Origin of the sequence: Pigmentiphaga litoralis, from assembly GCF_014651835.1 — a bacterium.
GTDB classification, from domain to species: domain Bacteria; phylum Pseudomonadota; class Gammaproteobacteria; order Burkholderiales; family Burkholderiaceae_B; genus Pigmentiphaga; species Pigmentiphaga litoralis.
The window spans coordinates 52,251-76,111 of the sequence record NZ_BMXQ01000002.1 but is presented as its reverse complement, the minus strand read 5'-3'; the positions used below and the strand labels follow the sequence as shown (position 1 = coordinate 76,111).

Below are 23,861 nucleotides of genomic sequence, written 5' to 3'. Positions count from 1 at the left end.
GCCAGCGGCAAACTCTGGACGCAAAAAAGCGCGCATAAAATGCGCGCGATCTGGCCGCTGTTCAATTGAATGGTCGGGGCGAGAGGATTCGAACCTCCGACTCCTGCGTCCCGAACGCAGTACTCTACCGGGCTGAGCTACGCCCCGACGGTAACGCTACTTTTGATCGCACGCCTGGCAGCTGCCACTTGGCTGCTGCCGCTTTTCACTACCACCTACTGCATTGGCGCCCGATCACGGGATTTCTTTTCAGCGATCTCGATTGACCGCGAAAGCGCAGAATTCTATCAAAGAATTTCTGAAATCGGAAATAGGATAGGCCTCGAGCGCGTGCCGCGCCGCATTGGCTTCTTCGACCGCGCGCTGGCGGGTATACGCCAGGGCATCCGACTCGCGGATGGCCGCCGCCACGGCGGCAAAATCGCCTTCGCCGGTCTCGATCGCCTCGCGGATCAGTGCCTGTTGCGATGGCGTGCCAACGTTCATGACGCGGATCAGCGGCAGGGTGGGCTTGCCTTCACGCAGGTCGTCGCCCAGGTTCTTGCCCAGCGCGTCGGACTCGCCGCTGTAATCGAGCACGTCGTCGATAAGCTGGAATGCCGTGCCGATACGCCGTCCGAACTCGGTCGCCGCGGCTTCCTGCTCGGCGGTGGCGCCGGCCAGGACCGCGCCCAGCTGCGACGATGCTTCGAACAGACGCGCTGTCTTATAGCGAACCACCTGGAAGTAACGCTCTTCGGTCACCAGGGGGTCGTGCACGTTCAGCAGTTGCAGCACTTCGCCTTCGGCGATCACGTTGGTGGCATCGGCCAGGATCTGCATGACCCGCACGGACCCGGTCTCGACCATCATCTGGAACGAGCGGGAATGCAGGAAGTCGCCCACGAGCACGCTGGCGGCGTTGCCGAACACCGCATTGGCGGTGGGCCGGCCGCGGCGCAGGCTGGATTCGTCGACGACGTCGTCGTGCAACAGGGTGGCCGTATGAATGAATTCGACCACGGCCGCCATCAGGTGATGGTTGGTACCCTGGTAATTCAATGACCGGGCGATCAGCAGCAGCAAGGCAGGCCGCATCCGCTTGCCGCCCGCGCCGATGATGTAGTCGGCGATGGTGCGGATGAGCGGCACGTCGGAGTCGAGACGCGCGCGGATCACGGCATCGACAGCTTTCATGTCGTCGGCGATCGGGGCAAACAGCGTAGGCAGGCTCAAGGGGAATCCGGGCGGCAAACTGGCTGCCGAAGGTGAAGTGTGAAACCGGCGGCCAGGACAGTGATCAATGACCGAGAACCCCGGTCGGCGGCAGACCTGCAGGTTGCCCTGCAGTCGTTCGGCACATCGGGGAAACCCCGGCGCGCGTTCCTGGATTATACGGTGCTGCGTGCCTGCCACGGCTCCGGTTGACGCCATGAAACAAGTCTTGCTATAGTTGCATGTTCACCCTGTCAAAAGGATGAATACGTGCGCATGAAGATCGTTAAACGCAGGTTGTTGAACGCAGATTGTCGAATGCGCACCGAAGACGACGCACCATGAAGTTCAGCCCGCACTCCCCTTGGCGTGCATCCCGGCAAACTTCGCGTCAGCAAAGCAGTAGCACAGCAATGCAGTAGCACAGCAACACAGCACTACCCTCAGCATGGCTGCCGGACGTTGTCCGCCGCGGCCTTGCAAACAACCCAAGAAAGAAGCTAGAGGTTATCCCATGTACGCGGTCATAAAAACCGGTGGCAAGCAATATCGCGTTGCTACTGGTGAAAAATTGAAGATAGAACAGATACCGGCAGACATTGGGCAAGAAATCACGCTGGACCAGGTGTTGGCAGTGGGTGAAGGCGATCAGATCGTGATCGGCGCTCCCCTCCTGACCACCGCGGTCGTTACGGCAACGATTCTTGCGCACGGTCGGCATGACAAGGTCCGCATTTTCAAAATGCGTCGGCGCAAGCACTATCAAAAGCGTCAGGGCCACCGTCAGAACTACACCGAAATCCAGATCGGCACCATCACCGCCTGATTCAGGCTGGATGATCCATCGGTTGCCGGTGTAGCGGGCAAGAATCTTAAGAGTAGTAGGAGTTCAAAATGGCACAGAAGAAGGGCGGCGGTTCTACACGGAACGGCCGCGACTCAGAATCAAAGCGCCTGGGCGTCAAAGCCTACGGCGGTCAAGTCATCCCGGCTGGCTCGATCATCGTGCGTCAACGCGGTACGCGTTTCCACGCTGGCGTGAACGTCGGCATGGGCAAGGACCACACCTTGTTCGCACTGAGCGAAGGCCGTGTGACGTTCTCGTTCAAGGGCGCACTGCGCAAGCAGTTCGTCTCGATCGTCCCCGCCTGATAGACGTCAGCCCTGCGCGGCAGGCCATTGCGCCTGCTCCGCATTGCGGCGCCTAGGTCGTGCACAATGGGTCCTGTCGCTCGCGTGGCAGGGCCTTTGTTTTTTGCAGGCTTTGTTTTTGCAGTCCCGGTTTTTGCTCTCCCTGTTTCCGGCGTCAGCCATGTCTGACGCTGTTTTGCCGTTGATTTTCAGCGGCGGTTCCTATTTGCGGTACAGATCATGAAATTCGTCGACGAAGCCACCATCGAAGTCATTGCCGGCAAGGGCGGCAACGGCGTGGCGAGCTTTCGCCGCGAAAAATTCATTCCCTTTGGCGGCCCCGATGGCGGCGACGGCGGGCGTGGCGGCACCATCTACGCGATCGCCGACCGCAACATCAACACCCTGATCGACTACCGGTACGCCCGGCTGCACCGCGCCCAGAACGGCGAACAGGGCAGCGGGTCCGACCGGTACGGCGCGGGCGGCAAGGACATCACCCTGCGGATGCCCGTCGGCACCATCGTGCACGACGCGGACACCGGTGAATTCCTGTTCGACCTGTCGACCCATGGCCAGCGTGTCGTGCTGGCCGCAGGAGGCGCCGGCGGCCTGGGCAATCTGCACTTCAAGTCGAGCACGAACCGCGCTCCGCGCCAGTTCACGTTCGGTGCCGAAGGTGGCCAGCGCAAGCTCAAACTCGAACTGAAGGTGCTGGCCGACGTCGGCCTGCTGGGCATGCCGAACGCCGGCAAGTCCACCTTGATCCGCAAGGTGTCGAACGCGCGGCCCAAGGTCGCCGATTACCCCTTTACCACTCTGCACCCGAATCTGGGCGTGGTGCGCACCGACACGGATCGCAGCTTCGTGATTGCCGACATTCCCGGCCTGATCGAAGGCGCGTCCGACGGCGCGGGCCTGGGTCATCAGTTCCTGCGCCACCTGTCGCGCACCCGGGTGCTGCTGCACCTGGTGGACGTGGCCCCGCTTGATGCGTCGGTCGATCCCGTGCACGAAGCGCGCGCGATCGTCGAAGAACTGCGCCGCTACGACGAAGAGCTCTACAACAAGCCCCGCTGGCTGGTGCTGAACAAGCTCGACATGGTCGACGACCCGAAGGGCCTGCAGGAAGCGTTCTGCTATGAACTGGGCTGGGATGGCCCGGTGTTCGGCATCTCGGCGCTGAGCGGCGCCGGCACCCAGGAACTGGTGTGGGCCCTGCAGAACTGGCTGGACGAGCAGCGCCTGGCGGAGCAGGCCTTCGATCAGGACTCGCGCTTTGCCGACAGCCGGTCCGCGGCGTCGGCCAGGGCGGAGCACGACGCCGTCATCTCGGCGGCGCAAGCCGGCGTGGATGCAGGCGAGTATCCCGGGTCTGACGACGATGCGGATTCAGACGACCACGCCGGCCGTGCCGCGCACGGCAACGACGCCATTCGCAACGAAGACCACGACGACCAGGACGGCGAAGCCTTCGTCAAACGCAGCGACGACCCGCGCTTCCGTTAAATCGTCAGGTCCATCCCGATGACATCGACTTCAGTGATCGCCGAGGCCAAGCGCCTGGTAGTGAAAGTGGGCTCGTCCCTTGTGACCGACGAGGGTCGCGGCCTGGATCGCCAGGCCCTGGCCCGGTGGTCGGCGCAGATCGCGCGACTGCGCGCGATGGGCAAGGACGTGGTGCTGGTGTCGAGCGGCGCGATTGCCGAAGGCATGTTGCGGCTGGGCTGGGACAAGCGCCCGACCCAGATTCCCGAATTGCAGGCGGCTGCCGCCGTGGGCCAGATGGGCCTGGCGCAAGCCTATGAAACCAGCTTTGCGCAGCATGGGATCCATACCGCGCAGATCCTGCTGACCCATGACGACCTGTCGGACCGCCGGCGCTACCTGAACGCGCGGTCGACCCTGTTCACGCTGCTGCGCCTGGGCGTCGTGCCCATCATCAACGAGAACGACACGGTCGTCACCGACGAGATCAAGTTTGGCGACAACGACACGCTTGGCTCGCTGGTCACCAATCTTATCGAAGCCGACGCCCTGGTGATCCTGACCGACCAGGCCGGCCTGTACTCGGCCGACCCCCGCAAGCAGCCCGACGCCCGCTTCATTTCGCTGGCCAATGCCGGCGATCCGTCGCTGGAACTGATGGCCGGCGGCGCGGGCAGCAGCCTGGGCCGTGGCGGCATGCTGACCAAGATCCTGGCGGCCAAACGCGCGGCTGGCAGTGGCGCGCATACGGTGATTGCCTCAGGCCGCGAGCCGAACATCCTGGAACGCCTGGCAGGTGGCGAGTGCATCGGTACCGAACTGCGCGCGTCGATGCCCATGCTGTCGGCACGCAAGCAATGGCTGGCCGATCACCTGCAACTGCGCGGGCGCATCACCCTGGACGAAGGCGCCGCCAAGGCGCTGACCCGCGACGGCAAAAGCTTGCTGCCGATCGGCGTCACGGCGGTGGAAGGTGAATTCGAGCGGGGGGATGTGGTGGCGTGCATCGACGCATCGGGCCAGGAACTGGCCCGCGGGCTGATCAACTATTCAGCCAGCGACACCCGGCGCATCATGCGCAAGGCGTCGACCCAGATCGCCGCGATCCTTGGGAGCATGGAAGCCCCCGAGCTCATGCACCGCGACAATCTGGTCGTTCGTTAACTCAAGGCAGTAAACCGGCGCGCCGCAGGGCAGGCTACGGCCTGCCCTGCATGCATGCATGAGATCAGCGGAATGCTTCGGGCGCCGTCGCATCCGCGTAGCGCGTCCAGTTCTGCAGGCGATACACCAGATCCTGCGGCCGCAGGGCGGCCGGGCCGCCGCCGGTGCAAAAGACCCCGTTACGCAGCACCTGCTGGACCGAGTCGTTCTCGATGAGGCGCCAGGCTTCCTGGTACGGCCGTTCCCAGCCCGTACCCTTGCGCAGGGTCGCCACCGCGCGCCACTCCTTGCTGCGACAGCGGATCGACTCGTAACTCGCCGTTTCGGCGCCCCGATCGCTGACCGTGAGCAGCGTGTAGCGCACGATGCCACCCGGCGCCACGCCCACCGAACGCGGGTCGATACCGAATTCGAACGTGCGGCTCTGCCGCACCGACATCGGTTCGATCGGCAAGGTATCGGTCCGGGTCGGCACGGGCGGCAGCTGGGTCTTGAGTTCTTCCCAGCCCGCATCGGGCAACATCTTGTCTTCGTCCAGGTCGTCCAGCAGATACGTACCTGGCGGACGCGGCGCGCCGCAGGCTGCCAATCCGGCCACCAGGCCGACGGCGACCCCGGCCATGACCGCGCGCCGCAGCCAGGTTCGGCCCGGCATGGGGTCAGGAGTACTCACCGCGGCAGGCGCAGGTGTCCCAGCTTTCAAAAGCATCATTCGATTTCCGGCGCGCCGCTTTTCAGCAGCGGTTGTTCTTCGGTTTGCGTGCGGCGATGCGTGCCCACGTGCTGGCGCAGATAGCGCGTTTCGTGGCTGCGGCGAAACAGCACGAGCGACAGCTCGTTCAACGCCAGCGTGTACACGTCGCGCTTGAATTCGATGACGGCGTCCAACGGGACCCAGTAATCGCTCCAGCGCCAGGCATCGAATTCCGGATGCGTGGACGCGCGCAGGCAGACATCACAGTCCCGGCCCAGCATTCGCAGCAGGAACCAGATCTGTTTTTGCCCTTTGTAGTGCCCTCTCCATTCGCGTCTGACGAAATGATCGGGCACGTTATAGCGTAACCAGTCTCGCGTTCTTCCCAAGATACGGACATGCTCGGGCTTCAAGCCCACTTCTTCATAGAGCTCGCGGAACATGGCTTGCGCAGGGCTTTCGCCGTGCTTGATGCCCCCCTGCGGAAACTGCCAGGAGTGTTCGTTGATTCGCTTGCCCCAAAAGACCTCGTTACGTTGATTCACGAGGATGATGCCGACGTTGGGACGGTAACCTTCGCGGTCAAGCATGAGCCACCCCAGCGATTCTCATACAATTGAGTCGATTATAGGCCCGAGGGGGCCGAACCCACATTTACTCTCGTGAGCAACGCAATGCGCGCATCGCAGTTCCATATCAGCACGCTCAAGGAAGCGCCGGCCGAAGCCGAAATCGCCAGTCATCAATTGATGACCCGCGCAGGCATGATCCGCAAGTTGGCGGGCGGCATCTACAACTACATGCCCCTGGGCCTGCGTGTGATCCGCAAGGTCGAAGGCATCATCCGCGACGAAATGCAGCGCGCCGGCGCGCTCGAATTGCTGATGCCCCTGGTGCAGCCGGCCGAGCTCTGGCAGGAAACCGGCCGTTGGGAACTCTACGGTCCGGAACTGCTGCGCATCAAGGACCGGCATGGCCGTGATTTCGTGCTGCAGCCGACGTCCGAAGAAGTCATTACCGACATCGCGCGCAACGAGATCCACAGCTGGCGCCAGCTGCCCAAGAACTTCTTCCACATCCAGACCAAGTTCCGCGACGAGCGTCGTCCGCGCTTTGGCGTGATGCGTGGCCGCGAATTCACCATGAAGGACGCGTATTCCTTCGATCGTGACGAGGCCTCGGCACAAAAGAGCTACGACGTGATGTATGCGGCGTACATGCGCATTTTCGAGCGCATGGGCCTGACCTTCCGCGCGGTGGCGGCGGATACGGGTTCCATCGGCGGGTCGCGCAGCCATGAATTCCAGGTGATTGCCGACACCGGCGAAGACCTGCTGGTTTACAACCCCGACACGCAGTATGCAGCCAACATCGAGCTGGCCGAAGCGCCTTGCCTGATCGCGGAACGCGCCGCCCCGGCCCAGCCGCTGACCAAGGTGTCGACGCCTGGCGCAGGCAAGTGCGAAGCCGTCGCCGAGATGCTCAAGCTGCCGCTGTTGCAACAGGTCAAGACCCTGGCCGTCGCCGTCGAGCCGGAAACCGCCGGCCAGCCGGTCGAGATCTGGGCCCTGCTGCTGCGCGCCGACCACGACCTGAACGAGATCAAGGCCGGCAAGATCGAAGGCCTGAAGCGCGGCTTCCGGTTTGCGTCGGACGACGAAATCGTCGCGCACTTTGGCTGCCGCCCGGGCTTTATCGGGCCGATCGGCACGGCCAAGCCGGTTCGCACGATCGTCGACCGTACCGTCGCGAACATGACCGATTTCGTCTGCGGCGCCAATGAGGCCGACTTCCACTACACCGGCGCCAACTGGGGCCGTGACCTGCCCGAGCCGGCGCTGGTGGCCGACCTGCGCAACGTGGTGGCGGGCGATCCGTCGCCCGACGGCAATGGCGTGCTGGCCATCCAGCGCGGCATTGAAGTGGGTCACGTGTTCTACCTGGGCACCAAGTACTCGGCGGCCCTGAAGGCGACCTACCTGGACGAAACCGGCAAGCCGGCCCTGCTCGAAATGGGCTGCTATGGCATCGGCGTGACCCGCCTGCTGGGCGCCGCCATCGAACAGAACCACGATGCCAAAGGCATCATGTGGCCGCGTGCGCTGGCGCCGTTCGAAGTCGTGATCTGCCCGGTCGGCTGGGGCAAGAGCGAAGCCGTGCGCAACGAAGCGACGCGTCTGTACGAGCAACTGCAGGCGCAGGGCGTGGACGTGCTGCTGGACGACCGTGACGAGCGGCCCGGCGTCATGTTCGCCGACTGGGAACTGATCGGCGTGCCGGTGCGGGTGACCGTGGGCGATCGCAGCCTGAAAGATGGCGTGATCGAACTGCAGGGCCGCCGCGACAGCGCCTCGGCCAAGGTCGAAGTGGCGCGCGCGCTGGAAGAAACCCTGGCGAAGCTGGCCGGCGCGGTGTAAGTGGCAGGCCGGGACGGACGATTCGTCCTGGTCGGCGCATGAAAAAGGGAGACGCTTTACGGCGTCTCCCTTTTGTATTGCGGGGCCTTTTGTCCAGGCCTTGCCGTGTGCGGCGCGTTGCAGCCGCCCCCTGCTTGCGGCCCTGCCCCCGCTTCGCCTACTTCCCCAGCAACGCGATCATCCGCGCCTGCATATCCTTGTCGGGGTACAGCCCCACCCCCGCCTGCACGTTGTCGCGCATGTGGTCCGCCTTGCCCGTGCCGGGGATCGCGCACGTGACGGCCGGATGCGCCAGCACGAACTTGAGCAGCAGCTGGGCCCACGACGTGCAGCCGATCTCGCCCGCCCACGACGGCAAGGCCTGGTTGCTCAAGGACCGCAACAGACCACCGCCGCCAAATGGCTGGTTCACGATGACGGCAACACCACGATCCGCCGCCAGGGGCAGCAGCCGCTGGGCAGCCGCGCGATCATCCAGCGCGTAGTTCAGCTGCACGAAGTCGAGCTGTTCCGCCTTGATCACGGCCTCAAGCTGCGCATGGGCGCTGGCCGTGTAATGCGTCACCCCCAGATAGCGGATGCGTCCTTCGGCCTTCCACGCGCGCAGCGTGGGCAAGTGCGTTTTCCAGTCCACCAGATTGTGGATCTGCATCAGTTCGAGCTTGTCGTCGCGCAGCAGGCGCATCGACTCGCGCATCTGCGCAATGCCTGCGTCGCGGCCCTGCGTCCACACCTTGGTCGCCAGGAAGGCCCGGCCGTGCGCCTCGTTCGTGAAGCCGTCCATGAGGGCCAGCACGTCGCCGGTCACTTTTTCGGACGCGCCATACATGGGCGAGCTGTCGATGACCGAACCGCCCGCCGCGAAGAGCACCTCGAGCACCTCGGTCAGCGGCGCGCGATCTTGCGGCCGGTCACCCACGTCGAACGTGCGCCAGGTGCCCACGCCAATCACCGGCAAGGGGTCGCCGCTCGAAGGAATGCGACGCTGATGCATGGGACCCCTTGCGGCCGAGCCGCCGGTGGCATCGGCCGATGCGCCGGCCGCCTGTTCCGGTGACGGGGGTGGCGACGGCGTGGTGCCGGTCGCCGGATTGGCGCCCACCGACGGCGTCTTGGCCAGCGGCGGCGGATCGACGCGGCCAGACTGCACCGCTGTCGCGGCGTTCAGGGCGCGAGCTGCGGCGTCTGAAGCGGCCGACGCGCGCGCCATCCCGGGAGCCAGGCCGAGCGATCCGGCCACCGCCGCACCCGCGCTGGCGACGCCAAAGCGCAGGAAATCGGCGCGGGTCATCCGCGTATCGGGGTCGCGTTGCCGCGTGGTTCGCTTCATCGTGCCTCCTTGTCGAAGATGCGTGGCCGCCTGACGCCAGCCGCCAGGAGCGGCCCGGCATCCAGCTGCAGCCGGAGCCGCAGCCGGGTCACGCCGCCCTCCACCTCATCACTTCATGCCGGGCAGGCCTTTCATGCCCTTCAATGCTTTCATGCCGCCCATGGCCCGCATCATCTTGGCCATGCCGCCCTTCTTCATCTGCTTCATCATCGACTGCATCTGCTCGAACTGCGACAGCATGCGGTTGATTTCCTGCACCGGCACGCCCGAGCCGGCCGCAATGCGCCGCTTGCGCGAGGCCTTGAGCAGTTCCGGCTTGGCCCGTTCCATTTCGGTCATGGAGTTCAGAATGCCTTCCATGCGGCGGATCTGGCGCGAGGCCTGCTTGCTGTCGACCTGCGACGCCGCCTGCGAAAACTGCGCCGGCAGCTTTTCAAGCAGCGAACTCATGTCGCCCATGTTCTTCATCTGCGCGATCTGCGCGCGGAAGTCGTTCAGATCGAACTTGTCGCCGGCCTTCATCTTCGCGGCGAGCTTCTGCGCCTCGTCGACGTTGATGGCCTTTTGCGCTTCTTCGACAAGCGACAGGATGTCGCCCATGCCCAGCACGCGCTGGGCCATCCGTTCCGGATGAAACGGCTCCAGGCCGGCCAGCTTTTCGGACACGCCCACGAACTTGAGCGGCTTGCCCGTGACATGGCGCACCGACAGCGCCGCGCCGCCGCGGGCATCGCCGTCCAGCTTGGTCAGCACCACGCCGGTCAGCGGCAGCGCTTCATTGAAGGCCTTGGCAACGTTGACGGCATCCTGACCCAGCATGGCGTCGACCACGAACAGGGTTTCGATCGGCTTGAGCAGGGCGTGCAGCGCACGGATTTCCTGCATCATGGCTTCGTCGATGCCCAGGCGGCCGGCCGTATCGACAATCAGCACGTCGTGGTGATGGCGCTTGGCAAAGTCCAGCGCATTGCGGGCGATGTCTTCCGGCTTCTGGTCGGCCGACGACGGCATGAAATCGACCCCAGCCTGGGCCGCGACGGTCTTGAGCTGTTCGATGGCGGCCGGACGGTACACGTCGGCACTGACCACCAGCACCTTCTTTTTGCCCGACTTGTGGCCGTTCTGGCTGTGGCCGCCTTCGGCCAGCCAGCGGGCCAGCTTGCCGGTGGTGGTGGTCTTGCCCGAGCCCTGCAGGCCGGCCATCAGGATGACCGCGGGGGGCTGCTGCGCCAGCGACAGCTCGCTGGCATGGGGGCCCAGGTCGCCGCCCATCAGGGACGTCAATTCCTTGTGGACCACGCCCACCAGGGCCTGGCCCGGCGTCAGGCTGTTGGCGACTTCCTCGCCCAGCGCCTTTTCTTTGACGCGTGACACGAATTCGCGCACGACCGGCAGCGAGACGTCCGCCTCGAGCAGTGCCAGGCGCACTTCGCGCAGCATGTCCTGGGTATTGGCCTCGGTCAGTCGGGCTTCGCCGCGCAGCGTCTTGACGACGCGCGACAGGCGGTTGGTGAGGTTATCAAGCATGACTGGGTTCGCTTACACTTCCATATGGATATGGGAATTGTATTGCACGCACTGGCCGCAGTCGGTTACGCCGTTTTGTCGGTAGTCGCCTGGCGCGCCGTTTCCTCGCACCCCGAAGCCCGGGCGGGCGGGGCCGAGCGTATCGGCCTGGCGCTGGTGCTGCTCGTCCACGGCATCGCCGTGCAACAAGGCATGCTGGGCGACGGCGACTTGCGCCTGGGATTCGCGCTGGGCGTATCGGCGGCCTTGTGGATGGGCCTGGTCGTATTCTGGGGCGAAAGCCTGTGGATCGCGATTGACGGCCTGCGCCTGTGGCTGATGCCGATCGGCGCGATCGCCACCGTGCTGGTGCTGCTCTTCCCCGATGGCCGCGTGATCGCGCATGCCGACAGCGGCTGGCTGCGGGTACACCTGGCGATATCGCTGTCGGCGTACGCCATGATCACGATCGCGGCGCTGCACGCGCTGTTGATGGCGTCGGCCGACCGGCGGCTGCATGAACTGTCGACCGACGCCGCCGTGCCCGCCACCCGCACGGGCCAGGTGCTGGCGCGCCTGTTCGACGCCATGCCGCCGCTGCTGATGCTCGAACGCCTGCTGTTCCGCCTGATCTGGGTGGGGTTCGTGCTGCTGACCCTGGCCGTCATGACCGGCATCATCATTTCGGAAGCGTTGTCGGGCAAACCGCTGCCCTTCGACCACAAGACCGTCTTTACTTTGCTGTCCTGGCTCACGTTCGGCCTGCTGCTGCTGGGCCGCCAGGTGTGGGGCTGGCGCGGCCGGATCGCGCTGCGCTGGACCCTGACGGGCTTTGCGTTGTTGCTTCTTGCCTATACCGGCAGCCGTTTCGTGCTGGAAGTCATCCTTCACCGCTAAGCTGACGATGGTCCGGACGCCGCTCGGCGCGCCGTGTCCTTGCCCTCGCCCCCTTTCCTGCACTCGCATCCTTCCTTTATCGACCCCTATGAGCAAGCTTCTTTTCTGGATCGTGATCATCCTGGTGGCGCTGGTGGTTGCGCGGCTCCTGGCGCAAAAAGCCGCCCGGGGCGCCCGCCCGACGCCGTCGTCGCGGCATGAGCATCCGCCGGGCACCCGGCCAGGCGCCAAGGCCGCCCCGGGCACCGGCACCGAGCTCATGGTGCGCTGCGCCCACTGCGGCATCCAGCTGCCGACCGACGAGGCCGTGCGGCGCAAAGGCTATAACTATTGTGGCCTTGCGCACTCGCTGCGCGGCCCGAAGTCCTGATGAGCGGCACGGTGGCGCAGCGGGATGCTGGCGGCACGATGGCGCCGCCCGATGGCGGCGTGGCGGTGTCGCAGTCCGATCCGCTGGGGCCAGTGGTGGCCGCGCCGGCCATCCTGGACCGCCACGGCTGGATCATCCATCCGGCCGTCCGCCATGCGCCCTCGCCCAACAGCGACGCCCGCCCGGCCGGCACGCAGGTGTCCTTGCTGGTGCTGCACAACATCAGCCTGCCCCCGGGCGAATTCGGCGGCCCCTACGTGCACGGGCTGTTCACCAACACCCTGGATTACACGGCGCACCCCTGGTTCGACCGCCTGCGGCCGCTGCGGGTCTCGGCGCACTTCGTGATCGGCCGGGATGGCGTCATCGTGCAGTATGTGAGCACTGACCGGCGCGCCTGGCATGCGGGCGCCTCGTCGTTTCGCGGACGGGACCGGTGCAATGACTTTTCGATCGGGATCGAGCTGGAAGGCACCGACACCCTGCCCTACACCGCCGCGCAGTACCGGTCGCTGGCCTGGCTGACGCCGGCGCTGCGCACGCGCTACCCGCTATGGGCGGTACGGGGGCACGAACATATCGCCCCAGGGCGCAAGACGGACCCCGGTCCGGCCTTCGATTGGCGGCGTTTTGCCACAGAAGCCGATTGGGCGCTGCGTCAATTGCCCGGCTGAAAATTTTTTTCGGATGCCTGCAGGCCGGTCGGGATCGTTGCGGAATGGGCCTCTCCAGCGCTTTTTGGCTGGAATCCCTTGTCAATAATCGACGCTCGCCACAAACCGGCGCAGTTCATGCGTTTGGAGGAGGTGACCCCGGTATTTTGCGTAGCCGCAAGCCGCTTTCGACCTCCGATAACAGGTTTGCAGCGCTTGATCAAGGGCACCTCGCACCACTACACTTAGTGCAATCGCTTCGAGACACCACTGCATCTAGTGTTTACGAGCCAATTTTCGCAAGTGATAGCAGCACCCCAGCAGCACCCCAAGCCGTACCCCATTCGACCCGTTTGTCGGAAAGGCCTATCGCCCCGCGCTTAGGCCTTTCGCTTTACTGCAAGGCCTTCGACATCGGCGTCAGTACCTGTCCAGCCTTATCTCATAACCCGATCTTGAGCATCGACCTTCCCTGCTCACAGTCTTCGAGGAGCCACCATGCAACTATCCACGCCATCGGCCCAACCGGTCGCCGTGCCGCCCGCCACCAAGCAAGCCGCGCCGGCTGCCGAATCCAAGGCGGTCTATAACGATCACAAGATCATCCGTCGCAACGGCAGCGTGGTCAGTTTCGAACCCGGCAAGATCTCCGTCGCGCTCACCAAAGCCTTTCTCGCCGTCAATGGCGGCCAGGGCGCCGCTTCCGCGCGTGTGCGCGAGCTGGTCGAGCAGCTGACCGGCCAGGTGGTGAATGCCCTCGTGCGCCGCCAGCCCAGCGGCGGCACCGTCCACATCGAAGACATCCAGGACCAGGTCGAACTCGCGCTGATGCGCTCGGGTGAACACGACGTGGCCCGCGCCTACGTGCTGTACCGTGAAAAGCGCGCCCAGCAGCGCGCCTTGATGCACACCGACGCCAGCCAGCCCACCCTGCATGTGACCGACAACGGCCGCCGCGTGCCGCTGGACCCGGCCCATCTGCATTCGGTGATCGAAGCCGCGTGCGTCGGCCTGACCGAATTCGTGTCGGTCGACGGCATCTTCAAGGAAACGGTCAAGAACCTGTATGACGGCGTGCCCGTCGACGAGATTTTCAAGTCGGCAATCCTGGCCGCCCGTTCGCAGCTCGAAAAGGACCCGGCGTACAGCACCGTGACGGCGCGTCTGCTGCTGCACACGATCCGCAAGGAAGTGCTGAGCGAAGAAGTCGAGCAGTCGGCCATGGCCGAACGGTATGCCGAATACTTCCCGACCTTCATCGCCCGCGGCATCGAAGGCGGCCTGCTGAATCCGGAACTGGCCACATTCGACCTGGACCGCATCGGCAAGGCGCTGGACGACAAGCGCGACCTGCAGTTCACCTATCTGGGCCTGCAGACCCTGTACGACCGCTACTTCCTGCATATCGAAGGCAAGCGCCTGGAACTGCCGCAGGCCTTCTTCATGCGCGTCGCGATGGGCCTGGCGATCGCTGAAAAGGACCGCGAGACCCGCGCGATCGAGTTCTACAACATCCTGTCGTCGTTCGACTTCATGAGCTCGACCCCGACCCTGTTCAACTCGGGCACGCTGCATTCGCAACTGTCGTCGTGCTACCTGACCACGGTCGCCGACAACCTGGAAGGCATCTACGACGCCATCAAGGAAAACGCCCTGCTGGCCAAGTACGCCGGCGGCCTGGGCAATGACTGGACCCCGGTCCGCGCGCTGCGCAGCCACATCAAGGGCACCAATGGCGAAAGCCAGGGCGTGGTCCCGTTCCTGAAGGTCGTCAACGATACGGCCGTCGCGGTCAACCAGGGCGGCAAGCGCAAGGGCGCGGTCTGCACCTACCTGGAAACGTGGCACCTGGACATCGAAGAATTCCTGGAACTGCGCAAGAACACGGGCGACGAACGCCGCCGCACGCACGACATGAACACCGCGAACTGGATTCCCGACCTGTTCATGAAGCGTGTGATGGAAGGCGCGGACTGGACGCTGTTTTCGCCGTCGGACACGCCTGACCTGCACGACCTGGTCGGCAAGGACTTCGAAGCCGCGTACCTGGGCTACGAAAACAAGACGCAGACCGGCGAACTGAAGCTGTTCAAGAAGATGCCCGCGCTCAATCTGTGGCGCAAGATGCTGTCGATGCTGTTCGAAACCGGCCACCCGTGGATCACGTTCAAGGATCCTTGCAACATCCGGTCGCCGCAGCAGCACGTCGGCGTCGTCCACAGCTCGAACCTGTGCACCGAAATCACGCTGAACACCAACGAGTCCGAAATCGCCGTGTGCAACCTGGGTTCCGTGAACCTGGTCGCGCACCTGACGACCGACGCCGATGGCAAGGTCACGCTCGACCACGACAAGCTCAAGCGCACCATCGACATCGCGATGCGCATGCTCGACAACGTGATCGACATCAACTACTACGCTGTCGACAAGGCCCGCAATTCGAACGCGCGTCATCGTCCGGTCGGCCTGGGCATCATGGGCTTCCAGGATTCGCTGCACATCATGCGCGTGCCGTACGCCTCGCAAGACGCCGTCAGCTTTGCCGACACGTCGATGGAAGCGGTCTGCTACTACGCCTACCTGGCCTCGACCCGTCTGGCCGAAGAGCGCGGCGCCTACCAGTCGTTCAAGGGCTCGCTGTGGGATCAGGGCATCCTGCCGAAAGACTCGGTGCAGCTGCTGCGTGACGCACGCGGCGGTTATGTCGATGTCGACGACAGCGAGACGCTGGACTGGGACGCGTTGCGAACACGCATCAAGGCCCATGGCATGCGCAATTCGAACTGCGTGGCCATTGCGCCCACCGCCACGATTTCCAATATCATTGGCGTATCCGCGTGCATCGAACCGACCTATCAGAACCTGTACGTGAAGTCGAACCTGTCGGGTGAATTCACCATCGTCAACGATTACCTGGTCCGCGATCTGAAGAAGCTCGGACTGTGGGACGAAGTCATGGTCGCCGACCTGAAGTATTTCGACGGCAGTCTGGCCAAGATCGACCGCGTGCCGGCCGAAATGCGCCAGCTGTACGCCACCGCGTTCGAAGTCGAACCGAGCTGGCTGGTGGAATGCGCATCGCGCCGCCAGAAGTGGATCGACCAGTCGCAATCGCTGAACATCTATATGGCTGGCGCGTCTGGCAAGAAGCTGGACGAAACCTACAAGCTGGCATGGCAACGGGGTCTGAAGACCACCTATTACCTGCGCACGATGGGCGCGACCAGCGCCGAGAAGTCGACGGGCCGGGGCGGCGAACTCAATGCCGTTGCCAATGCGTCGTCGGCGGCGAACTCCGCAGCGTCGGGTCAGCCGGGCCTGCCCGAAGCCGAGATCCTCGGCGCGGCATGCACGATGCGGCCAGGCGACCCTGGCTTCGAAGAGTGCGAAGCCTGCCAGTAAACCGCAACACAAGAATTTGGAGTGAATGACATGCTGTCCTGGGACGAAGACGTCGCAACCCCTACCCCCGCACGTGGCGCACGCCCCGCTGCGGGGGCGCCCCGGCCTGTCGACAGTTCGTTTGACGATGGCGCGCTTGCCGTGCCTGCCGTTGCGAACCCGGCCGCCGAGGCCCCTGCCGCCCACCGTGTGAACGTGGCCGACAAACGCATCATCAATGGCGAGACCGACGTCAATCAGTTGGTACCGTTCAAGTACAAGTGGGCATGGGAAAAATACCTGGCCACGTGCGCGAACCATTGGATGCCGCAAGAAATCAACATGTCGCGCGACATCGCGCTGTGGAAGAACCCCACCGGGCTGACCGAAGACGAGCGCCGCATCGTCAAGCGCAACCTGGGCTTCTTCGTCACGGCCGACTCGCTCGCCGCGAACAACATTGTGCTAGGCACGTATCGCCACATCACGGCGCCTGAATGCCGCCAGTTCCTGCTGCGCCAGGCCTTTGAAGAAGCGATCCACACGCACGCGTATCAGTACATCGTTGAAAGCCTGGACCTCGATGAGTCCGAGATCTTCAACGCGTATAACGAAGTGCCGTCGATCCGCGCCAAGGATCAGTTCCTGATCCCGTTCATCGACGCGATCGCCGATCCGCACTTCAAGACCGGCACGCCCGAAGCCGACCAGACACTGCTCAAGTCGCTGATCGTTTTCGCATGCCTGATGGAAGGCCTGTTCTTCTATGTCGGCTTCACGCAGATCCTTGCACTGGGCCGTCAGAACAAGATGACCGGCGCGGCCGAGCAGTACATGTACATCCTTCGCGATGAATCCATGCACTGCAACTTCGGCATCGACCTCATCAACACGATCAAACTGGAAAATCCTCACCTTTGGACACCAGAATTTCGTGAAGAAATCCGTGCACTCTTCCGCAAAGCCGTCGATCTGGAATACGCTTACGCCGAAGACACGATGCCGCGTGGCGTGTTGGGTCTGAATGCACCGATGTTCAAGTCGTATTTGCGCTTCATTGCAAATCGCCGGTGCCAGCAGATCGGGATCGAACCGTTGTTTGCGCAGGAAGAAAATCCCTTCCCGTGGATGGCGGAAATGATCGACCTGAAGAAGGAACGCAACTTCTTCGAAACGCGAGTGATCGAGTACCAGACCGGTGGTGCGCTGAACTGGGATTGATCGCACGATTGCGGCAACGGTGCGACGTGCACCGTTGATGGAAGACGGCGCTTCGTGCGCCATGCGAGATACGGCGCCTTGTGCGCCCGAGCTGCGAAGCTCGATGCGTCAGACGCGAGCGGGAGAGGCACCTTGCCCCCGCACCCCGCGCACCATCGAACCTCGACGCGGCAGGCCAATCGGCTTGCGGCAACAGCCGGGACACAAGGCGCCATTCGGCATACGGGAAACAGACCGTCTGCCAGGCCATTCGACATCGGCCGCACCGGATGCGGGTTATGTCGAATGGCTGTGTGCCTGATTCATTAGCGCAAACTGTGGCGCTGACTGGAGATCGTGTCCAGCAGCGGGGCTTGCGCCGATGAATAGCCCGTCAGGATGGTCCGAGCGGGTTTGTGTTCTGGGTCCCTGAACGTCTCGTAAAGGAGCAGACCATGGCGACAGCCAAGAAGGCCGCGAAAACGGCCGCAAAAAAACCGGCAGCCACCAAGGCGCCGGCGAAGAAAGTAGCGGTCAAGAAAGCCGCCGCGACGAAGGCACCGGCCAAAAAAGCCGCTGTGAAGAAAACTGCAGCTACCAAGAGTGCAGCGACCAAAGCTCCGGCAAAGAAAGCCGCAGTGAAGAAAACAGCAGCGACCAAGGCACCGGCGAAAAAAGCGCCCGCCAAGAAAGCCGCTGTAAAGAAAGTCGCAGCAAAGAAGGCCCCGGCCAAAAAAGCGCCTGCCAAGAAAGCCGCCGTAAAGAAAACGGCAGCCACCAAGGCACCCGCAAAGAAAGCCCCGGCCAAGAAGGCAGCAGTAAAGAAGGTCGCGGCCAAGAAAGCGCCTGCCAAGGCCCCCGCGAAGCAAGCCGCAGTAAAGAAGACGCCAGCCGCTAAAAAGGCTCCGGCGAAGAAAGCAGCTGCCACCAAGGCACCTGTGAAGCCGGCGGCCACGAAGGCGCCTGCAAAGAAGCCTGCAGCCAAGAAACCGGCCGCAAAGAAAGTCGCAGCGGCGCCCGCAGCCGACGCGCCCGCAGCAAAGACCGCAGCCAATCCGGCAGCCGCCGCTTGGCCATTCCCAACGGGCAGCCGTCCGTGAACGAATGATCGGCGCGCCCATGGCGCGTCGATGCGAGCCCCACCCGGGCAGTCCGCCGGGTGGGGTTTTTTATTGCCTGTGGCGGCGTGGGCATCAGGGCGGCGGTGTATCGACGGCGTATCGGAAGCGTGACCGATTTGCGCGGCCGTTTTCTGCAAGCGCGAACCTGACATTTTGCTGACCAGTCCCATGCGAAGCGCTGCGACTCCGTGCGACAATCGACGCTCTGTTGATGGTCCGCCATTTCCGGCGGGTTTACCGGAGCCACTGTCATGGGCGATATTGCCCGCTTTATCCTGAATATCCTCTTTACGCTGTTCGGCGCCGTGCTGCTGCTTCGTGTCTGGTTGCAGCTGGTGCGCATGCCGCCGTTCAATACCGTGTCGCAAACCGTATTCAAGGTCACTGATTGGCTGGTGATCCCGCTGCGCCGTGTGCTGGGCAGCCGCGGCGGTATCGACTGGGCTTGCGTGTTTGCCGCCTGGTTGTGCGCGGTCGTCTTCCTGTTCGCCACCGTGGCCGTCTCGGGCATCAGTCCGCTGGACTTCTTCCCCGAGGCCTTGTGGATCGCAGTCGTGATGGTCTTGAAGTGGGCCGTCAACCTGGTGATGTGGATCACGCTGTTGATGGTGATCATGTCGTGGGTGAACCCAAGCGCGCCTGCCATGCCGGTGCTGGTCGCACTGACGGATCCGCTGCTGGCTCCCATCCGCCGCATCATGCCATCGCTGGGTGGGCTGGACCTTGCGCCCATCGTGCTGTTCATCCTGACGCAGGTCGCACTGATGGTGATCGCGCGGATCGGCTTGCCATTTGTAGGCATGTAAGACGCCCGTGGGCATGCCAGACGCCCGCGGTCGACGCAAAAAAGGGAGACCGCAGGGTCTCCCTTTTTTATTGTCGCGTTGCGCTCAAGGCGGCTGCGCGGTGATCAGAGCATGTCGATCAATGCATGCCGATCAACATCGGACCAGTTGCCCGTGCGTCGATCAGCGGTGCGTCACACGCGATGCGCCGCTGCCGCTCAGCACGCGCACGCGGTCACCCACGTAGAACTGTTCGTCGGCTTCCTGCACGATCGAACGGATCTCGCCGTTTTCAAAGCGCACGGTCAGTTCAAGACCTTGCTTCTTCTGCACGCCGCCTTCAATGGCCTGACCTGCCAGGCCGCCGGCGATTGCGCCGAGCACGCTGGTGATGATCGAGCCACGACCGCCGCCGATGGAACTGCCGGCAACGCCACCGACAATGGCGCCGCCCGCGGTACCCACGCCGCTCTGGCCACGGTCGATCGTGACCGGCCGCACGCCTTCAATCGTGCCGTAACGGACGACCTGCTCGCGCTGGGTGGAGTTGCGGTCATACACCGCACCGGAATTGCTGGCACTCGTCCCACCGCCCGCTGCGCATCCTGCCAGCGAGGCGACGAGGGTCAGCGCAGCTGCCATCACCGTCAGGCGGGCGCGGGGCGCTTTATGGATAGGGGAACCAGGTTGGGCTTGCATAGTCGTTTTTCCCTGCAGGTGACCGGCGATCGAGCCGCCGGCAAAGTCCGAATCATGACTGTTTGACGTAGTTATACCTGCAAGGTTCGGCCAAACTGCCACCGTCCAGCCAGCCGCCACCCGAAAGGTGTGTCAAACGATAACAACTCAGGGCAGCGTAAGCCCATAGTGCTGCTGCAGCAGGGACGAAATCTGCTCGCGCGTGGCGGTGTGGTTTTGCGCGCCGCGTTCAGCAATCTTGAGCGATCCCATCAGGCTGGCGATCCGGCAGCAATCGGCCCAGCCCCACCCCAGCGTCAGGCCATACAGCAGGCCGGCGCGGTAGGCGTCGCCGCAACCGGTCGGGTCCACCACTGCCGTTGCCTTCACAGCCGGAATATGCGTTTCGACGCCATCGGCCAGCAGGGTCGAGCCCTTCTCACCCCGCGTGATGATCGCGGCCTGCAAGGTCTTCGCGATATCGGCCATGGAACGGCCGGTGCGCTGCTCGACCACCGTGGCTTCGTAGTCATTCAAGGTAATCACCTGCGCCATCGTCAACATGTCTTCGATGTCGGCGCCGCTGAACAGCGGCATCGCCTGACCCAGGTCGAAAATGAAGGGAATGCCGCGCGCGTGCAGACGGCGCGCATGCGCGAACATGCCGTCTTTGGCGTCGGGCGCCACGATGCCCCACACGCCCTGCGCCGCCGACAGATCGTTGCTGGCTGAATCGCCCATCGCGCCCGGATGGAAGGCCGTGATCTGGTTGTCGGACAGGTCGGTCGTGATGAAACACTGGGCGGTGAAGGTATCGGGGATCACCTTCACGAACGAGGTGTCCGTACCTTGTTCCTGCATGCGCGCCAGGTAGTCGCCCGCGTCCTGGCCCACCGTGGCCACCGGCACCGGCTGGCCACCGAGAAGGCGCATGTTGTAGGCAATGTTGCCGGCGCAACCACCGTATTCCTTGCGCATCGATGGCACCAGGAAGGACACGCTCAGCGCATGCACCTGGTCAGGCAGGATGTGGTCCTGGAACTTGCCTTCGAAAACCATGATGGTGTCGAAAGCCACCGAGCCGCAAATGATGACCGGGGGTGTCTGGAGGCTGTGCATGGAGGATAAGGACCTGGGGGAATTCAAGGAAAGAAGGCGGCAACACGATAGCCGCTGGCCCGGGCTTCCGTGGTGTCGATCGGGATGCGCAGCGAACGCTCTTGCCCCGCGGGAATCGGGTCGGCCAATTGCTGCGGCGGCAGATAGGTGGACGGCAGCAACACGCGCCGTGCCACGACCGTGTCCGAAAAATCGGTCAACGACAGTTCAAGTGCGGGCCAGGCCTGCGGATGCTTGGCGCGATTGCGCAGCGTGACACGCAGTGCAAGGTGACGCACGCCAGGTGTGGCCGACGATGTGGCGGAAGGACCGATCGTACTGGTGTCGGACGTGCCTGCGGCGGCTCCGGCATTTGCCGCTTCGGGCGCCCAGGTTTCCAGTGCCGACGACTCGATCGTCAGTTGCCGGGGATCCCGCGGATAGCCGACCGTGCAGTCAAGCTGCACGCAGGCCTTTTCCAGCGCAGGCCGCATCGACGGGAACCAGGTGGCCAGTTCCGTGCGATAGATCCAGATCGATTGACCAAGCAGCGCCACGACCGCCAGCACCGCCAGAACGAGCCAGACCCACCGCCAGCGTGACGGTTCGTCGTCGTCAGCCGTCGCCATGAAGCCGGGCGACGACGGGCTGGCTGCTTCGGGGGCAAGGGCCGGGGTCGTGTCGTCCGCGTCGTCATCGGCGGTGTCATCGGCGGTGTCGTTGACGACGAAATGCGGTTCCCGATCGTCACGGGGCAACGGTGGCATGCTGAACGTCGGCTCGGTCGCGCGCAGTCGTGGCTCGACCGGCATGGCCGGCGACGATGAGGCCGCAGCATCGGCCGTTGGGGACACGATGGGGCCGAACGTGGGTTCCACCTGACGGGAGACCGGATCGCCCGCGCGCGGCGACGTCGTACGAGGCTCGAACAAGGGCTCATTGGCCCGAAGCGATGCGATCTGCGGATCGAAGGTCGGCTCGTTGGCGCGCAGCGAGGGTTCGCTTCCCCGCAACCCGGTGTGTGCACTTGCACCCGACTCGCCCGCCCAGACCGACGGTTCGGTACGGCCCGACGCCGCGGCGCCGCCCTGTCCGAGCGCGGCACGCAAATGCGCGGCGGATGCCGCTTCGGTATCGGCGCGGAAGGTCGGGGTCGGAACGAACGGGGCCGGCGCAGCGGGGGATGGCGCTGCGGGGGGTGGAGGTGAAACGGGTGCAGCAGGTGCGCGTGGTGGAACCGGTGCGGCAGGCGGTGCTGGTGGAACGGGTGCAACCGGTGCCGGTGATGAAACCGGCGCAGGGGGTGCCGATCGTGCAAGAGGCGCTGCCGGACCCGGCACAGACACCGGCGAAGCCGGCACGAACGCGGGCGCGGCAGACCGCGGTTGCACCCCCAGCCCGGCCCGCCGCGCCGCATCCAGGGCGGGATACAGGTCGGGCACCGGACCGAAGCGGGCCTCGTCATCGCGCGGCAACTCGATACCGGCGCCAGGAAATCCCGGCGCGGGCGGCGCGGGCGGCGCAGGCGCGTTCCCGTCGGCAGGACCCGCCGGGCGAGGCACCCGCGTGCGCAGCACGGCCGGATGGTCTTCGATCGGGTCCGGTGCGGGCGGCGCTGGCTGGGCCGAGTGCGGTTCGGCAACAGGCGCCTGCGCCGCGACGGGCGGCTCTGCGGGCGCAGCCGCTGCCGGCATGTCGATCTCGATCAGCGACGCATGGCTGTCGAAGGGCGTGGAACACACGCCGCAGCGCACCCAGCCTTCACGCAGCTTGATCTGGTCGCGGACCACCCGGAAGGCGGTGCCGCACTTGGGACAGCGGGTTGCCAGCGCCATGGTCGGGCTCAGCCGGCCGCGCGGGTGCGCTGCCCGTGCAGGCAGACCCAGCCATCGAGCGAACGCCAGACGCTGAGCTGGATCCAAGGTGCATAGAACGCCGCGACTTCATCGGCCTGGCGTTCCAGCACGCCCGACAGGACAAGATGGCCCCCGTCGACAACGCGTTCGCAAAGCATCGGCGCCAGCACTTTCAGCGGGTTGGACAGGATGTTCGCGACAACGACATCGGCATGCCAACCCGGCAACATGTCGGGCAGACCGGCTTCGATCACGACGTCGTTGGCCGACGCATTGTCTTGCGCGGATTGCACCGCTTGCGGGTCGATGTCGATGCCTACCGTGTCGCCCGCGCCCAGCTTGCGGGCGGCAATCGCCAGGATCCCGGAACCGCAGCCGTAATCGAGCACACGCTGGCCGGCCTGCAGATGACGCGCCAGCCACGACAGGCACAGATGTGTCGTGGGATGGCTGCCAGTGCCAAAGGCCAGGCCCGGGTCCAGCCGAATCGAGATCGCGTCGCCCAGCTCCGGCACCTCGTGCCACGAAGGCACGATCCAGATCTTGTCATCGACCGAAATGGGGTCGAACTGCGACTGCGTCAGGCGCACCCAATCGGCGTCGGGCACGTCACGCAGCGACCACTCGGGCACGTCGGCAATGCCCGTGGCGGCGCAGGCCGACGCCAGCATCAGCGCCGGGTCCTCGCCGTCGGGCAACAGCGCGACGACACGGTTGCGGCTCCATGCCTGGGTCGTGGGTTCGAGGCCAGGCTCGCCGAACAAAGGCTGCTCGGCCTCGGTGCCGAAGTCGGCGTCTTCGACGGACACCGACAGGATGCCCGCGTCGAGCAGCGCGTCGGACAGGGCTTCCGCCAGCTGCTCGGGACAATCGAAGACGAGTTCACGCATGAGGCGAT

The 23,861-nt window shown here is 64.4% G+C and carries 21 protein-coding genes and 1 tRNA gene; 12 read left to right on the top strand and 10 right to left on the bottom strand.

Annotated elements, in window-relative coordinates; genetic code table 11:
- Positions 1–70: 70 nt before the first annotated feature.
- Positions 71–147, bottom strand: a tRNA-Pro gene (locus IE116_RS18865).
- 102 nt (positions 148–249) lie between these two features.
- Entirely contained in the window at positions 250–1,215 is a 966-nt protein-coding gene (ispB, locus tag IE116_RS18860; RefSeq protein WP_189614822.1) for an octaprenyl diphosphate synthase, read from the bottom strand.
- 493 nt (positions 1,216–1,708) lie between these two features.
- On the opposite strand from ispB, the gene rplU reads away from it, so the two are divergent.
- The 4 genes from rplU (at position 1,709) to proB (ending at position 4,977) form a co-directional block, all read left to right on the top strand.
- On the top strand, positions 1,709–2,020 hold the full coding sequence (gene rplU, locus IE116_RS18855; RefSeq protein WP_179589713.1) for a 50S ribosomal protein L21: 312 nt from the start codon (positions 1,709–1,711) through the stop codon (positions 2,018–2,020).
- Positions 2,021–2,088: 68 nt separating this feature from the next.
- Entirely contained in the window at positions 2,089–2,346 is a 258-nt protein-coding gene (gene rpmA / locus IE116_RS18850; protein ID WP_189614821.1) for a 50S ribosomal protein L27, read from the top strand.
- Positions 2,347–2,565: 219 nt separating this feature from the next.
- Positions 2,566–3,834 (top strand): GTPase ObgE, encoded by a 1,269-nt coding sequence (gene obgE / locus IE116_RS18845; protein ID WP_189614820.1) that lies wholly within the window; start codon positions 2,566–2,568, stop codon positions 3,832–3,834.
- A gap of 18 nt (positions 3,835–3,852) precedes the next feature.
- Complete coding sequence (proB, locus tag IE116_RS18840) at positions 3,853–4,977, top strand: glutamate 5-kinase (protein WP_189614819.1); 1,125 nt, start codon at positions 3,853–3,855, stop codon at positions 4,975–4,977.
- Between the two features lie 64 nt (positions 4,978–5,041).
- Here the strand turns inward: proB and IE116_RS18835 are convergent, their stop codons facing one another.
- Positions 5,042–5,689 (bottom strand): CNP1-like family protein, encoded by a 648-nt coding sequence (locus IE116_RS18835; RefSeq protein ID WP_189614818.1) that lies wholly within the window; start codon positions 5,687–5,689, stop codon positions 5,042–5,044.
- Positions 5,686–6,261, bottom strand: a complete 576-nt coding sequence (locus IE116_RS18830; protein ID WP_179588875.1) for an RNA pyrophosphohydrolase — start codon at positions 6,259–6,261, stop codon at positions 5,686–5,688. Before IE116_RS18830 ends, IE116_RS18835 begins: the two co-directional genes overlap by 4 nt.
- Positions 6,262–6,345: 84 nt before the next feature.
- Here IE116_RS18830 and IE116_RS18825 point away from each other — a divergent pair, with 84 nt between their 5' ends.
- Positions 6,346–8,088 carry a proline--tRNA ligase gene (locus tag IE116_RS18825; protein ID WP_189614817.1) on the top strand — a complete coding sequence of 581 codons (1,743 nt, stop codon included), beginning with the start codon at positions 6,346–6,348 and terminating at the stop codon, positions 8,086–8,088.
- Positions 8,089–8,245: 157 nt separating this feature from the next.
- Here the strand turns inward: IE116_RS18825 and IE116_RS18820 are convergent, their stop codons facing one another.
- Positions 8,246–9,418: an aldo/keto reductase gene (locus IE116_RS18820; protein WP_308428260.1), complete on the bottom strand. Its 1,173-nt coding sequence runs from the start codon at positions 9,416–9,418 to the stop codon at positions 8,246–8,248.
- 108 nt (positions 9,419–9,526) lie between these two features.
- Positions 9,527–10,945: a signal recognition particle protein gene (gene ffh, locus IE116_RS18815; RefSeq protein WP_189614816.1), complete on the bottom strand. Its 1,419-nt coding sequence runs from the start codon at positions 10,943–10,945 to the stop codon at positions 9,527–9,529.
- Between the two features lie 24 nt (positions 10,946–10,969).
- On the opposite strand from ffh, the gene IE116_RS18810 reads away from it, so the two are divergent.
- From IE116_RS18810 to IE116_RS18780, 7 genes are all read left to right on the top strand, one after another.
- Positions 10,970–11,821, top strand: coding sequence for a cytochrome C assembly family protein (locus tag IE116_RS18810; RefSeq protein ID WP_189614815.1), 852 nt, complete (start codon positions 10,970–10,972; stop codon positions 11,819–11,821).
- 88 nt (positions 11,822–11,909) lie between these two features.
- On the top strand, positions 11,910–12,191 hold the full coding sequence (locus IE116_RS18805) for a PP0621 family protein (RefSeq protein ID WP_189614814.1): 282 nt from the start codon (positions 11,910–11,912) through the stop codon (positions 12,189–12,191).
- Positions 12,191–12,865, top strand: coding sequence for a 1,6-anhydro-N-acetylmuramyl-L-alanine amidase AmpD (gene ampD / locus IE116_RS18800; protein ID WP_229828545.1), 675 nt, complete (start codon positions 12,191–12,193; stop codon positions 12,863–12,865). Before IE116_RS18805 ends, ampD begins: the two co-directional genes overlap by 1 nt.
- A gap of 477 nt (positions 12,866–13,342) precedes the next feature.
- Positions 13,343–16,246 carry a ribonucleoside-diphosphate reductase subunit alpha gene (locus IE116_RS18795; protein WP_189614813.1) on the top strand — a complete coding sequence of 968 codons (2,904 nt, stop codon included), beginning with the start codon at positions 13,343–13,345 and terminating at the stop codon, positions 16,244–16,246.
- 30 nt (positions 16,247–16,276) lie between these two features.
- On the top strand, positions 16,277–17,446 hold the full coding sequence (locus tag IE116_RS18790) for a ribonucleotide-diphosphate reductase subunit beta (protein ID WP_179588868.1): 1,170 nt from the start codon (positions 16,277–16,279) through the stop codon (positions 17,444–17,446).
- 434 nt (positions 17,447–17,880) lie between these two features.
- On the top strand, positions 17,881–18,525 hold the full coding sequence (locus IE116_RS18785; protein WP_189614812.1) for a histone H1-like DNA-binding protein: 645 nt from the start codon (positions 17,881–17,883) through the stop codon (positions 18,523–18,525).
- Positions 18,526–18,797: 272 nt separating this feature from the next.
- Complete coding sequence (locus tag IE116_RS18780) at positions 18,798–19,352, top strand: YggT family protein (protein WP_189614811.1); 555 nt, start codon at positions 18,798–18,800, stop codon at positions 19,350–19,352.
- A 162-nt stretch (positions 19,353–19,514) separates the two neighbouring features.
- Here the strand turns inward: IE116_RS18780 and IE116_RS18775 are convergent, their stop codons facing one another.
- The 4 genes from IE116_RS18775 to prmA form a co-directional block, all read right to left on the bottom strand.
- Positions 19,515–20,030 carry an outer membrane lipoprotein gene (locus IE116_RS18775; RefSeq protein ID WP_189614810.1) on the bottom strand — a complete coding sequence of 172 codons (516 nt, stop codon included), beginning with the start codon at positions 20,028–20,030 and terminating at the stop codon, positions 19,515–19,517.
- A gap of 147 nt (positions 20,031–20,177) precedes the next feature.
- The gene (locus tag IE116_RS18770; protein ID WP_189614809.1) at positions 20,178–21,128 is read right to left on the bottom strand and encodes a carbohydrate kinase family protein; all 951 of its coding nucleotides are present in this window, start codon (positions 21,126–21,128) and stop codon (positions 20,178–20,180) included.
- 23 nt (positions 21,129–21,151) lie between these two features.
- The gene (locus tag IE116_RS26085) at positions 21,152–22,942 is read right to left on the bottom strand and encodes a zinc-ribbon and DUF3426 domain-containing protein (RefSeq protein ID WP_189614808.1); all 1,791 of its coding nucleotides are present in this window, start codon (positions 22,940–22,942) and stop codon (positions 21,152–21,154) included.
- A gap of 8 nt (positions 22,943–22,950) precedes the next feature.
- On the bottom strand, positions 22,951–23,853 hold the full coding sequence (gene prmA, locus IE116_RS18760) for a 50S ribosomal protein L11 methyltransferase (protein WP_189614807.1): 903 nt from the start codon (positions 23,851–23,853) through the stop codon (positions 22,951–22,953).
- Positions 23,854–23,861: the final 8 nt, after the last annotated feature.